Here is a 13,339-nt window from a genome sequence, read left to right on the forward strand (position 1 = left end):
TAGGTCACGGCGTTCTTGTCCTTCACGGACATGCCGAAGAATTTGCGTAGGTCGTCGTAGCCGCCCACGCGCCGCCCGTTTATGAAGACCTGGGGCGTGGTCTCGATGCCATGCTCCTTCTTGAACGCATCCGTCTGCTCGCGGCTTGCCAAGTGTTTGTCCTCGACCTCGTAGCCCTTGCGGTTGAGCAGATCGAGCGACTTCAGCCCGTAGGGGCAGGTATGGCCGGGCATGACCATTCGGTAGAGCGTGGCTAGCTTGGGCGCAGACATGCAGGACTTCTCCTGTGGGACTTTCCATGGGCCGGCCGTCACGGATTTAAGGACGTTGATGACCTTTCCAGCCTAACCGACGACCGTGCAAAGGGAGTGTAGACACCTGGCTCGCGGGTTGGTCTGGCCCACGGGTTGGTTATCTGGCGGCAATGCCGTCAGTCCTCCATCTGCCAGAGCAACCCTGCCGCAGGCCGGTGCGCCTGAGGCAGCACGCAGGCTCCTAGTGGTTCTCCTTGGCATGGTTGATCGTGTACTTGGGGATCTCGACGGTCAGGTCTTCGGTCGCAACGATGGCCTGGCAGCTCAGCCGCGACTGCGCCTCCAGTCCCCAGGCCCGGTCGAGCAGATCGTCCTCGCATTCCTCGACTTCGTTTAGAGAATCGAACCCCTTGCGCACGATGCAGTGACAGGTCGTGCAGGCACAGCTCATGTCGCAGGCATGCTCGATCTCGATGCCGTTGTCCAGCAGGGCCTCGCAGATCGAAGTGCCTGCTGGCACGTTCAGTTCGGCTCCCTCAGGCGCCAGTTCAGGATGGGGCAAGACGGTGATTTTGGGCATATCTCTCCTGGCTGCTCAGTGCGCACACGGCTTTTTTCCTGCTGCGTTGGCTCGCGCGCGGCGCGGCACTGCGCCAGTGCGCGCTTCGGGCTTGTTGTCACTGGTATCGGGCTGCTCCAGCGTGTGCAGGATCGGGCAGTCGGGCCGTTCGTCGCCGGCGCAACACCGGATCAGCGCCTTGAGCGTCGCGGCCATCTCCAGCATGCTCTCGATGCGCCGGTCCAACTCGTCGATGTGTTGCTGGGCCAGACGCTTTACATCAGCACTCTGGCGCGACTTGTCATTCCACAGTCCCAGCAAGTCCGTGATCTCGGCCACCGAGAAGCCGAGGTCGCGCGAACGCCGGATGAAATGCAACCGGTGAACGTCGTCCTGGGTATAGGCGCGGTAGCCCGAATCGGTGCGGTCAGCCGGAGGGATCAGACCGATTTGCTCGTAGTAGCGGATCATTTTGGCCGAGACCTTCGAGGCCTTGGATGCTTCACCGATGTTCATGGTGTTCCTCCTTTCTCAATGAGCGGTATCCGCCGCCAGCGGCGGCTGGAAGCGGCGCAGGCGCAGCGCGTTGCCGAGCACGAACACGCTGGACAGCGCCATCGCGCCAGCCGCGAAGATCGGCGACAACAGCACACCGTATGCGGGGTACAGGACGCCAGCGGCCACCGGGATCAGGGCCGTGTTGTAGCCAAACGCCCAGAACAGGTTCTGGCGGATGTTGCCGATGGTCGCCTTGGACAGCGCGATGGCGTTGGGCACGCCCTGCAGGTTGCCCGACATCAGCACTACGTCGGCCGACTCCACCGCCACGTCGGTGCCGGTGCCGATGGCCAGGCCCACGTCGGCCTCGGCCAGCGCCGGGGCGTCGTTGATGCCGTCGCCCACGTAGGCGATCTGGCCGTGGCTGGCTTTCAGCCGGCGCACGGCTTCGACCTTGCCCTCGGGCAGCACTTCGGCCACCACCTCGTCGATGCCCAGTTGCTTGGCGATGGCCTGCGCGGTACGCGCGTTGTCGCCGGTGATCATCGCCACCTTCAGGCCGAGCTGGTGCAACGCGGCAATGGCCGCGGGCGTGCTGGACTTGATCGGATCGGCCACCGCGATGATGGCGGCCAGCCGGCCGTCGATCGAGGCGTACAGCGGCGACTTGCCCTCGTTGCCTAGGCGCTCGGCCGTGCGAGCGAAGCCGCCCACGTCCAACCCCAGCTCACGCATGAAGCGATCGGCACCGACCTCGACACGCGCGCCGTCCACGGTGGCGCGCACGCCCATGCCCGTGACCGAATCGAAGTCTGTCATCGTCGGCAGCGCGATGCCACCTTCCACGGCCGACTCGACGATGGCGCGTGCGATCGGATGCTCCGAGCGCGATTCGACAGCGGCGACCTTCGCCAGCACCTGGTTGCGGTCAAAGCCGTCGGCAATCTCCAGGTCGGTCAGGACCGGGCGGCCCTCGGTCAGCGTGCCGGTCTTGTCCACGGCCACCACCTTGGCGTCCTTGAGCAGTTGCAGGGCTTCACCCTTGCGGAACAGCACGCCCATCTCGGCGCCCCGGCCCGTGCCGACCATGATGGAGGTCGGCGTCGCCAAACCCATGGCGCAAGGGCAGGCAATGATCAGCACCGCCACGGCATTGACCAGCGCGAAGGACAGCGCGGGCGACGGGCCGAACACCAGCCAGACCAGGAAGGTCAGCACCGCGGCCAGCATGACGGCGGGCACGAACCACAGCGTCACCTTGTCCACCACGGCCTGGATCGGCAGCTTGGAACCTTGCGCCTGCTCGACCATGCGGATGATCTGCGCCAGCATGGTCTGACCGCCCACGGCGGTGGCACGCAGCGTCAGCGCACCCTTCTGGTTGACGGTGCCGCCGACCACGGTGCTGCCTTCCGCCTTTTCGACGGGAATCGGCTCGCCGGTGATCATCGACTCGTCCACGAAGCTGCGGCCCTCGGTCACTTCACCATCGACCGGCACGCGCTCGCCGGGGCGCACTTCCACGATGTCGCCCTGCGCCACGTCGTTGATCGGGATGTCCACGATGCGGCCGTCGCGCAGCACGTGCGCCTCCTTGGCCTGCAGGCCGATCAGGCGCTTGATGGCCTCGGAGGTGCGGCCCTTGGCCCGTGCCTCAAGAAAGCGGCCCAGCAGGATCAGCGCCACGATGACGGCTGCCGCCTCGTAGTACACGTTCACCGTGCCGGCCGGCAGCAGACTGGGCGCGAACGTGGCGACCATCGAATAACCGAAGGCCGCGGCCGTGCCGACCGCGACCAGCGAGTTCATGTCGGGACCCAGGCGGAACAGCGCCGGGAAGCCCTTCTCATAGAAGCGCCAGCCCGGAATGGCGAGCACCAGCAGGGTCAGCACGAACTGCAGATACCAGCTCTGCTGGATGCCGATGGTGGAAGCCACCCACTCGTGCATGCCGGGAATCATGTGCGAGCCCATTTCGAGCACGAACACAGGCAGCGCCAGCACGGCGGCCAGGGTCAGGTCGCGCTTGAGTTCGGCGCGCTCGGCGTCCTTTTTCTCGGCAGCTTCCTCGTCGGCCTGCATGCCTGTATCGACCGGGCTGGCCTCGTAGCCGACCTTATCGACAGCAGCAATCAGATCCTGCACGGATGCTACGCCACGCACGGTAGCGCGCTCGGTCGCCAGATTGACCACAGCCTCAGTGACGCCCGGCACCGCCTTGAGCGCCTTCTCGACGCGGCCCACGCACGAAGCGCAGGTCATGCCTCCGATCGCCAGCTCGATGGTGCCCTGAGGCACGTCGTACCCTACCTTCTCGATCGCCTGGATCAGCGCCATGCGATCGACAGGACGGTTCAGGCGAATGTCCGCTCGCTCGGTGGCGAGATTGACAGACACGCTTGCCACGCCCTCGACCTTGGCAAGGGCGGCCTCGACTCGGCCGACACAGCTTGCGCAGGTCATGCCCTCGATGGGCAGGCTGATTGCCGCTGCTTGGGCGCCAGCACTACTCGTTGTTGCCATGCTCATGGTGTGCTTCCCATAGTTGAAATTCGACATGGAGGGAGCTTAGGGTTTACCATCGTGGGAAGGTCAAGCGCTTTTTCGGATGCTGTCAGGTTTCAGAAATGACCCGGTGCACGGGGAACGGAGGCCTTGCCTGCCAGGCTCGCACTGGTTCTTTGCTGCGCGCGCCTAAGCGGCCGCTGCCTTGTTAATTCTGAAGGGCGAAAACAGCCATTCGAGGTTAGGAAATATTTTAAAAATGAATACAAGTAAGCCATTCAGTACCCCACCGAAGGGTCCCAGCGCCGATTTGGAATCGCTGTCACAGAATGACGTGACCATCTTGGCTGAGACATTCCGCCTCCTGGGTGACCCGTCCCGGCTGAGAATCATGCTGTGCTGCATGAAAGGCTCTTCCTCGGTCGGGGACATCGCTGAAACCCTCGAACTCTCGCAGTCGCTGGTGAGCCACCACCTGCGGCTGCTGCGCGGTGCTCGCCTGGTCAAGGGCGTGCGCCAAGCCAAACAGATCTTCTATGAGGTGGCGGACAAGCACGTGAACCAGGTGCTGCTGGATATGGCCACCCACATCGCGGAAGACCACAACGACGAGTAACTGTTGGGCATAGCATGCCGTTGCGGCGTGGCCTACGTTCCATGGCGATATGCGCCCCACCGCCCGCAGCTGCGTTCGGTGAGGTGGTTTGGATGCCGCTTCCGATCAATCAGAAGTTGAGCGCGCGCTTGTCCACGGCCAGCGAGGCCTCTTTGAACGTCTCGGAGAGGGTCGGATGGGCAAAGCAGATGCGGGCGATGTCTTCGCTGCTGGCCTTGAACGCCATGGCGATCACGGCCTCGGCCACCAGTTCACTGGCCTGCGGGCCGACCACATGCACGCCGAGTATCTCATCAGTGGCAGGATCGGCGATCACCTTGACGAGGCCCGGCGTGTCGCCCAGCGCACGCGCGCGGCCATTGGCCATGAACGGGAAGGAACCGATTCGATAGGCGGTGCCCTGCTCTTTGAGCTGCTGCTCGGTGCGGCCTACCCAGGCAATCTCTGGGCTGGTGTAGATGACGTTGGGGATCGTATTGAAATCGACGTGACCGTGCTGGCCGGCAATGCGCTCGGCCACTGCGACACCTTCCTCTTCCGCCTTGTGCGCCAACATCGGGCCACGCACCACGTCACCGATGGCCCAGATGCCGGGCACACTGGTGCGGCATTCATCGTCCACCAGCACGGCGCCGCGCTCATCCAGTTGGAGTCCCACGGCGGCCGGATTCAGGCCTTCGGTGTTGGGCACACGGCCGATAGCCACGATCACTTTGTCTGCCTGCAAGGACTGCGTCTGGCCCTGGCTGTCGGTGTAGTGAATAGTCACGCCAGCCTCGGTTGCATTGACTTCGCGAACCTTCGCACCTAGTTCGATCTTCAGGCCTTGCTTGTCGAACGCCTTCTTCGCCTCCTTGGCGATGGCTTGGTCGACGATTGGCAGGAAGCTGGGCAAGCCTTCGAGGATCGTGACATCCGCCCCCAGGCGGCGCCAAACGGAGCCCAGCTCCAGGCCGATCACGCCGGCACCGATGACGGCCAACCGATCGGGCACGGCCGCGATGTCCAGCGCGCCGTCGTTGGAGAGCACGACCCGCTCATCGAACGGTAGGTTGGGGAGTGGCCGCACGTTGGAGCCTGTGGCAACGATGATCTGCTTGCCCACCAAGGTAACAGCCTCATCGGCGGCGACGCTCACCTCGAAGCCACCATCGACAGTCCTGGTGAAAGACGCCAGGCCGTTGAAAAACTGGACCTTGTTTTTGCGGAACAGATAAAGGATGCCTTCGTTGCTGGACTTCACGACCTGATTCTTACGTTCCAACATCGTGGTCACATCCATGCGCAGATCACCCGTGGAGATGCCGTGCGTGCCAAAGTGGTGCTTGGCTTGTTCAAAGTTCTCTGACGACTGCAGTAGCGCTTTCGAAGGGATACAACCGATGTTGTTGCAGGTGCCGCCAGGTGCTGGCTTTCCGTCCTTGTTCTTCCAGGCATCTACACAAGCGACCTTCATGCCTAATTGGGCAGCGCGAATGGCCGCGATGTATCCGCCTGGGCCGGCACCGATAACAATGACGTCGAAATGCATTTCCATGATTTACATCTCCAAAGTTTTTGAGGAAATAGTGAGCGCCTATGTCGCGCCTTTTGTCAGGTGGTCGCCAGATTACAGCTCGTTCCCTGACGATCACGTTGAACACTACGGCAGAACGAACCGGGCGCTCGCGGTATTGCCCCCACGTTCGACTTGGACGACGGCCTTCGTGCCCTTGGCTGCGGCGAAGGTCCCGCTGCCTTCGAGGCGGCTTCCGTCCGCGGCAGGCGTGAGTTGCACCTCCTGCTTTTGTGAGCCGGTCAACAGTGTGAGCTTGGCTTTGGTGTTGCTTACATTGACCTGCTTGCCGTGGTCGCGCAGGTAGAGTTGCGCTGCTGCGGGCTGAACGACCAACTCGTAGTCCACGTCCCGGACTTCGGTCACGACGCCACCATGCAGCGGCTTGTGGTCATGCGCGTGGTCATGGTCGCCTGCGGCGAAGGCGGTGACGGATGCCAGGGCGAGGGCGGTGCCGGCCGTGAGGGAACGAAATCGAACAGACATGAAAGCTCCTATAGGGTTACGGTGGTTGAAATCGGGTGACAGAAGGCGTTGCATCAGAATGCCTCCGCGTCGCGGTCGTCCAGCAGGCGTTCGGCAGGCTTGCGGCCGAACAGCCAGAACATGGCGGGTGTAAGGAAGGTGTCTAGCAGCGTGGAGCTGACCAGCCCCGAGAAGATCACCACCGCGACGGGGTGCAGGATCTCAGTACCGGGTCGGGACGCCTCGAACAGCAGCGGGGCCAGCGCGAAGGCCGTGACCAGCGCGGTCATCAGAACCGGGGAAAGCCGTTCGAGCGAGCCACGCACGATCATCTTCTGGTCGAAGTCCTCGCCCTCCATGCGCATGAGGTTGAGGTAGTGGCTCACCTTCAGGATGCCGTTGCGCACAGAAATACCCGCGAGCGTGATGAAGCCGACCAGGGCGGCCACGGACAACGGCTGGCCAGACAGCCACAGCCCCAACACGGCGCCGACCAGGGCCAATGGAATGTTCACCATGATGAGCGCTGATAGGACGACCGACTTGTAGCGCGTGTACAACACCACGAACATGAGCGTCAGGGAGACGATGGACAGCAGGCCCACCAGTCGCGAGGCTTCCTCTTGTGCCTGGAACTGGCCGCCCAGCGTGATGAAGTAGCCTTCGGGCAAGCGCACTTCTTGGACGACGCTGCGTATGTCGGCCACTACTTCGGACAGCGGCCGTCCCTGAGCGTTGGCCGACAAAACTATGCGTCGACGGCCATCGTCGCGGCTGACCTGGTTGGGGCCGTCGCTGTCTTCGATGGTGGCAAGGCGCGACAACGGGACCCGACCCATGGGCGTGTCGATGAGGATGCGGCTCAAGCCCTCAATCGACCGCGCCTGCTCGGGCAGGCGAACCACCAGCGCGAAGCGGCGGTTGCCCTCGATGACCTCGGTGATCTTTTCGCCTTCGACCAGGCTTTGCAGCGTGGACAGAATTTGCGGTGCGGCCACGCCGTAGCGTCCCGCCGCCGCATAATCCACGCGGATTTTGATCTGCGGCGCTAGGACCTGCTTTTCGATCTCCAGGTCAGCAAGCCCCGGAATTCCGGCCAGCTTGGCGCGCAGCAGATCCGCCTGCCCGCGCAGGACGTCCAGGTCCTCGCCGAACACCTTGATGGCGATCTGCGAGCGCACCCCCGACAACATGTGGTCGATGCGGTGCGAGATCGGCTGGCCAATGCCGATGGAGCCGGGCAAGTGAGCCAGACGCGAACGGATGTCGGCGGTGATCTCCTCCATGGAGCGCTTTAGCTCCGAGGCGGGCAGCAGGCCCACGTCCAGCTCGCTGACATGCACGCCTTCGGCATGCTCGTCCAGCTCGGCCCGTCCGCTGCGCCGGCCCACGTGCTGCACCTCTGGCACCTGCGCGACCAGCAGCTCGGCTTGCTGGGCAAGCGCCGAAGATTCGGCCAGCGTCACACCGGGATTCAGGCGCAGGCCCACCAGCAACGTTCCTTCATTGAACGGGGGCAGGAACGTGGTCGGGAAGAATGGCACCGCGGCGACAGCCAGTGTGACAGCCACAGCGGCCATGCCAAGGGCGGCACGCGGCCGCTGCAAGACCCGCTGCAGGCCGCCCTGATAGCGCGTCTTCAACCAGGCTAGAAGCCGAGTGTCGCCATGGTCCAGCGTCCTCATCTTGGGCAGCAGGTAGTACGAAAGCACCGGAGTGACCGTCACAGAGACCAGCAGCGAGGCCAGCGTGGAGACGATGAAGGCGATGCCCAGCGGCACGAACAAGCGCCCCTCCATCCCCGGCAGCGCGAACAGGGGCAGGAACACCAGCACAATGATCATCGTGGCGTAGAGAATCGCCGAGCGAACCTCCATCGAGGCCCTGGCAACGATGACCAGGGGCGTCAGCCGGTTCTCAGGGTGGCGGGTGCGGTCCTCCTTGAGCCGCCGCATGATGTTCTCCACATCGACCACAGCATCGTCCACGAGACCGCCGATGGCGATCGCCAGCCCACCGAGCGTCATGGTGTTGATTGATAGGCCGAAATAGTGGAACACCAGCCCGGTCACGAAGATCGAGGCAGGAATCGCGGTCAACGCGATCACCAGGGGGCGCAAAGTGCCCAGGAAGAAGAACAGGATCACCGCCACGAAGACCGATGCGCCGATGAGCTTGCCTTGCAGCGTGCTGATGGACGCCTCGATGAAGTTGGCTTGTCGGAAGGTCACCTGTGGCTCGGCCATGCCAGCCGGCAGTGAGCCCTTCATGTCCGCCAACGCTGACTCGATCGAGCGGGTCAGTGCAATCGTATCGGCCGTGGGCTGCTTTTGGATGCCCAGGATCACGGCTGGCAGGCCCTCGAAGCCCGCATCGCCGCGCTTGATGGCTGGCGCAAACTGAACATCGGCGACCTGGTGGAGCAGGATGGGTTGGCCCGCACGCACCGCGAGAGGCAGGTTACGCAGGTCGTCGAGTCGGGACGTGCGGCCCAGGTTGCGGATCAGGTACTCGCGGCCATTGATCTCCAGGAAGCCGCCGGAAGTGTTCGCGGAGAAGCCCTTGAGAGCCGCATCCAGATCGGACGCAGTCACGCCCAGCTCTGACATTCGCGTGGTGTTGGGCTGGACCTGGAACTGACGGACCTCGCCTCCGATCGGGATGACTTGGGCAACACCAGGTATGGCCATCAGCCGGGGGCGTAGCACCCAGTCCGCGTACTCGCGAGTGTCCATGGCCGACAGCGGCGGGGCTGCGTTCTTCTGCCCTGAGGGCTTGGCACCGATGGGGATTGCAATCTGCATGATCTCGCCCATCACTGAGCTGATTGGCCCCATAGTGGGCGTCACGCCCGGGGCTAGCCCTTCCTCCATGGACGTCAGGCGTTCGGAGACCATCTGGCGCGCCCGGAAGATGTCGGTCTTCCAGTCAAATGTCACGTAGATGAAGGAAAGCCCGGCGCTGGAGACCGAGCGCACGCTTTCGACGCTGGGCAGGCCGTTCATGGCCGTTTCGAGCGGGAACGTGATGAGTTGCTCGACTTCTTCGGCAGCCATGCCGCCAGCCTCCGTCATGAGAGTGACGGTCGGCTTGTTGAGATCGGGAAAGACATCTACCGGCGTGCGCGTCAGGGTGAACGCGCCATACGCCATCAGCACCAGCGCCCCGATGATGACCAGGAGCCGGTTTCGTAAGCTATTTTCGAGAAGCCACTTGAACATGGAATGGTGCCCCTCAACGAACTTGATTGATCAGGGACGCGCCCTCGACAACCACGCGGTCGCCGTCCGCCAGGCCCGAAGTGACAGCGATGGATGCACCATCCAAAGGAGTGATGTTCACGACACGCGGCTCGAAGCGCTCGGCCTGGTCTTTGACCCAGACGATGTTCTGGTTGGCAGGGTTCTTCATCAGCGCACCGGAAGGCACGCGGTAGCCAGGTACCGTCGTCGCCTCTTGCACGAAGACCACCACCGGCATACCGACCGCCAAGCGCGAGAGGCTTTCGCTGGTGCCCTTGAACAGCATGGGCAGGGCCTGCTCGCGCAGGCTGCTGGCGGCACCGACGAAGCTCAGCGGCACCTTCTGACCGCCTACTGCGAGTGCAGCACCGGCCAGGTTCTGTGCCATTGCCGGATCGTAGGCAAGCGCCTCGATGCGCAGTTGGGTCGGATCGACCACCTCAAACACCAGTTCGCGCGCATCCACGACCTGCCCGGCAACTGCGGGGCTGGATGCGATGACGCCGCTGACTGGGGCCTTCAGTACGTCCCTGCCGGCGAGGCCCCCGCTCAAGGCGCGGGCGCGTTCGGTCAGGCTGTTCACTTCGCTTTCGGCTGCTTCGATCTCCTTGCGGGGCACGGTCTCCGACAGCTCGCGCAGCCGGGCCAAGCGCTTCTGCGCGAGCGCTTGGCCCGCACGCAGCTCGGCAACCTGGGCCATCTGGCCTGAGCGCTCCAGCACACCGCTGGCCGGTTCGATGTAAGCCAGCACCTGGCCCTTGCGCACGGATTGGCCGATCTGCGGCAGACCATCCGGCCCGGGCACCAGCCGGCCCATTACCATTGCCTGGACCTTGCCGCCTGTCGTCGGGTCCATGATTACTTTGCCAGCCAGTTCATGGCTGCGGGCCAAGGGCTCCTGCTTGATCAGCTGGGTGCGTACACCGATCTGACGTTGCGACGGTTTCGGAAGAAACACGCTGCCATCAGGCTGGCGCTGGGGGCCATTGGAAGACGCAGCCGGCGCTTCGTCGCCGTGGTCATGGCCGTCGTGAGCGAACGCGGGAGCAGCCAGAGCCAATGCAGCCGCCATGGCCGTCGTCATTAGGAAACGGAAGTTGCGCTTCATGCTGCACCTCGCAGTGCACCGTTGGTGCGTGTACGTCTGCGCAGCGCCCACGCTAGGACACCGACGCCGAGGACTGCGGCACCGCCACCTAGTACGACCACACGGCCGGATGCGACGGCATGCTCGTGTTCGGCGTCTTCGCTATGAACATCGAGAACGCCCGTCAACAGGTCCGATTGGCCCTGCGCAGTAATAGTGGCCATGATTGAGGTCTCGCCATCGGATAGCGGCTCAGTCAGATCGGCCTCGAACTCTCCAACCCCGTGTGAGCTGACCTTTACCTGTTGACCACCCAGCTCGAGGGTCAGCTCGCCATCGGTCACCGGCCGGTTGTCGGCAGCATGGTCGAGGTAGAGTGTGAGACGCTGGCCGTTCAGCACACCCACCAGTTCGAAGTCATCGGAAACTGCGGCAAAGCGCGGAAGCGCGGCCGCTGCGGGGGCAGGAGCGGCTTCGCCATGGTCATGGCCGTCGCCGGCCCACGTTGCGCTACTGCCAAGCAGGAGGCTGGACAAGGCAGCTGCACGCCAGAAAGAGGATTGCGACATTTCTAAGGTTCCAGGATGGTTGAGCGCGCGCCGATCAGCGCGTGCCGGAGATGTCAGTGAAAGTCTCGGTCGGCTGCGGCAGCGTGCCTTGTGCCTGCAACAGGGACGAGATGGCCGCGGCATGCTCCACCTTGGCGAGCAGCGCCGCGCGCTCGGCCTCGGTGGCCTCCTGCTCGATGCGAAGGCGTGTCGGCATGTCCGTCTCGCCCATCGCGAACGACTTTTGGTAGAAGGTGCGCGTTTGTTGGGCTAGTCGCTGGCGCTCCGAAGCGGCCTGCATCTGGGTGCTGGTTGCCAGTTCGCGCGATTGGGCAGTTCGAATTTCCGAGAGTAGCCGGGTGCGCTGGGCCGCGAGTGCCGACTCAGCCTCCAGTGCCTGCGCATTGGCGCTGGACAATTGCTCGGTATGACGGCTACCCGTACCGAAGGGAATGCGCACACCCACCGTGATCGTCTGGTTGTAGCGTTCGCCGTAGCCGCCCCGATCCCGCGTGGTCGCCAGGGTCAGTTCGGGGTTGGCGTACTTCTGATGGGACACCAGTTCCGCAGAGCGGCGGGCCGCCAGCGCCTTGTGCTGCAGTTCCAGCAGCGCAGGGTGGTTACCCAACAACGCGCCGGACGGCTGTGCCGATGCCGGTTGAACTCGGACACCTGACTGCTCCGGCTGCGCGGAATCGGCCTGCGACGGGATACTCTCGATGCCGGTCAGTGCCAACAACGCCTCGCGCTGCGTGATTTCTTCGGCCTGAGCAATGGCCAGGGCACTACGAGCCGACGCCAAGGCGCCATCGGCCTGGTTTCTGTCGGCTTGCGCCAGGTCGCCCGCGCGAACCCGGCGAGCCACATCTTGCGCCAACTCGTCCGCGCTGCGGGTGCGATCCTGCGCCGCCACCAATTCGGCCTGGGCACGCTGCCATGCCCACCATGCCTGGCGAACCTGTCCGGCCGTGCGTAGCTTGGCGGCCAGCATCCGGCTGGATAGCGCGAGGCTTTCCGCGTCCGCCCAGCGTGCCGACGAGGCGCGCTCACCAGGCATCCAAAGGGGAATAGCCACCCCGACTTCATATTCGCGCTGTCCGTTGCGGTTGTTGAACCGATCAGTTTTGGTGGAGGCTTCCAGCGCCATCGGACCTGCCACCCAACTGCCGGCCGTCTCTTGGCGTGCTTGGGCGGCCTGCTGCCAGGCGCCTTCTCCAGCGGCTTCTGGCTGCCGCTGCCAAGCTGACTCCCACAATTGGGCGACCATGTGGCTGTCTGGTCTGGATGGGACGTGAGGGGCGGCTACTGGCTGGGCTAGCACGGTGCCGGCCCAAAGCGTGGATACCGCCCATATCCATCCCTTGCGTATGTCTTTGCGAAGCATTCAATTCTCCATCGGTGTTGCATCAGTACTTACCCCCGGCTGGGTGTTCTCTTTCCGAGCAAGTGCTTGTCGTTGAAAAGCCACTGTTCACTGGCTTGGATATGAACAATTGTATATCTATTCATATGAATGGGAAAGAAAACCTTACATCCTTTGAGCACCAATCGCCTTAGAGAGGGCGTCGGGCGCAAGACATCGAGAGGCGAGGTGGGGCTAATCCACTGCGCAAACAGCTATGCAGACTCCTTGAGCATATCCCCCGGGGGGGGATATGATTGCTGCATGAAAGAGATGCACAAGCACACCAGCCACCCAGATCTCGTGAAACGGCTCAAGCGCGCCGAGGGTCATCTGCGACACGTCATCGGGATGATCGAAGGAGAAGAAACCTGCCTGGACATCGCTCGCCAGCTCGCTGCGGTGGAGAGCGCCGTCACAGCGGCCAAGCGCGTCCTGATCCATGACCACATCGACCACTGCCTATCTCATGATGAGGACTCCGTTCTAGCCGAAATGAAGGCGCTAACCAGACTGCTCTGAGGTCTCTCGATGCTCTCCGTCCTAAAGAACCGCACCTACCGCCACCTGTTCACCGCGCAGGTGATCGCACTCGTCGGCACAGGCCT

12 protein-coding genes are annotated in these 13,339 nt (G+C 63.4%); 2 read left to right on the forward strand and 10 right to left on the reverse strand.

The window, feature by feature from the left end; translation table 11 throughout:
• The 4 genes from ACO6D5_RS25045 to ACO6D5_RS25060 all read right to left on the reverse strand — a co-directional run.
• On the reverse strand, positions 1–272 hold a 272-nt coding region (locus ACO6D5_RS25045; RefSeq protein WP_012614050.1), incomplete at its 3' end, for a glutaredoxin domain-containing protein.
• 223 nt (positions 273–495) lie between these two features.
• Positions 496–834, reverse strand: coding sequence for an ISC system 2Fe-2S type ferredoxin (fdx, locus tag ACO6D5_RS25050; protein WP_012614051.1), 339 nt, complete (start codon positions 832–834; stop codon positions 496–498).
• A gap of 15 nt (positions 835–849) precedes the next feature.
• On the reverse strand, positions 850–1,329 hold the full coding sequence (gene cueR, locus ACO6D5_RS25055; RefSeq protein ID WP_485826867.1) for a Cu(I)-responsive transcriptional regulator: 480 nt from the start codon (positions 1,327–1,329) through the stop codon (positions 850–852).
• 15 nt (positions 1,330–1,344) lie between these two features.
• The gene (locus ACO6D5_RS25060) at positions 1,345–3,834 is read right to left on the reverse strand and encodes a heavy metal translocating P-type ATPase (RefSeq protein ID WP_485826870.1); all 2,490 of its coding nucleotides are present in this window, start codon (positions 3,832–3,834) and stop codon (positions 1,345–1,347) included.
• 241 nt (positions 3,835–4,075) lie between these two features.
• On the opposite strand from ACO6D5_RS25060, the gene ACO6D5_RS25065 reads away from it, so the two are divergent.
• The gene (locus tag ACO6D5_RS25065; protein WP_015912826.1) at positions 4,076–4,432 is read left to right on the forward strand and encodes an ArsR/SmtB family transcription factor; all 357 of its coding nucleotides are present in this window, start codon (positions 4,076–4,078) and stop codon (positions 4,430–4,432) included.
• A 109-nt stretch (positions 4,433–4,541) separates the two neighbouring features.
• On the opposite strand, the gene lpdA is transcribed toward ACO6D5_RS25065, so the two are convergent.
• The 6 genes from lpdA to ACO6D5_RS25095 form a co-directional block, all read right to left on the reverse strand.
• On the reverse strand, positions 4,542–5,969 hold the full coding sequence (lpdA, locus tag ACO6D5_RS25070; protein WP_015912827.1) for a dihydrolipoyl dehydrogenase: 1,428 nt from the start codon (positions 5,967–5,969) through the stop codon (positions 4,542–4,544).
• Between the two features lie 105 nt (positions 5,970–6,074).
• Positions 6,075–6,473 carry a hypothetical protein gene (locus ACO6D5_RS25075; protein WP_015912828.1) on the reverse strand — a complete coding sequence of 133 codons (399 nt, stop codon included), beginning with the start codon at positions 6,471–6,473 and terminating at the stop codon, positions 6,075–6,077.
• A gap of 53 nt (positions 6,474–6,526) precedes the next feature.
• Positions 6,527–9,673 (reverse strand): efflux RND transporter permease subunit, encoded by a 3,147-nt coding sequence (locus ACO6D5_RS25080; protein WP_012614056.1) that lies wholly within the window; start codon positions 9,671–9,673, stop codon positions 6,527–6,529.
• Between the two features lie 13 nt (positions 9,674–9,686).
• Entirely contained in the window at positions 9,687–10,802 is a 1,116-nt protein-coding gene (locus tag ACO6D5_RS25085; RefSeq protein ID WP_003821159.1) for an efflux RND transporter periplasmic adaptor subunit, read from the reverse strand.
• The gene (locus tag ACO6D5_RS25090) at positions 10,799–11,350 is read right to left on the reverse strand and encodes a hypothetical protein (protein ID WP_015912829.1); all 552 of its coding nucleotides are present in this window, start codon (positions 11,348–11,350) and stop codon (positions 10,799–10,801) included. The genes ACO6D5_RS25085 and ACO6D5_RS25090 overlap by 4 nt, the downstream gene beginning before the upstream one ends.
• 34 nt (positions 11,351–11,384) lie before the next feature.
• Positions 11,385–12,596 carry a TolC family protein gene (locus tag ACO6D5_RS25095; RefSeq protein ID WP_223656232.1) on the reverse strand — a complete coding sequence of 404 codons (1,212 nt, stop codon included), beginning with the start codon at positions 12,594–12,596 and terminating at the stop codon, positions 11,385–11,387.
• 399 nt (positions 12,597–12,995) lie between these two features.
• On the opposite strand from ACO6D5_RS25095, the gene ACO6D5_RS25100 reads away from it, so the two are divergent.
• Positions 12,996–13,253 carry a metal-sensing transcriptional repressor gene (locus tag ACO6D5_RS25100; RefSeq protein ID WP_003821156.1) on the forward strand — a complete coding sequence of 86 codons (258 nt, stop codon included), beginning with the start codon at positions 12,996–12,998 and terminating at the stop codon, positions 13,251–13,253.
• Positions 13,254–13,339 lie beyond the last annotated feature (86 nt).

The organism is Achromobacter sp. (genome assembly GCF_057314935.1).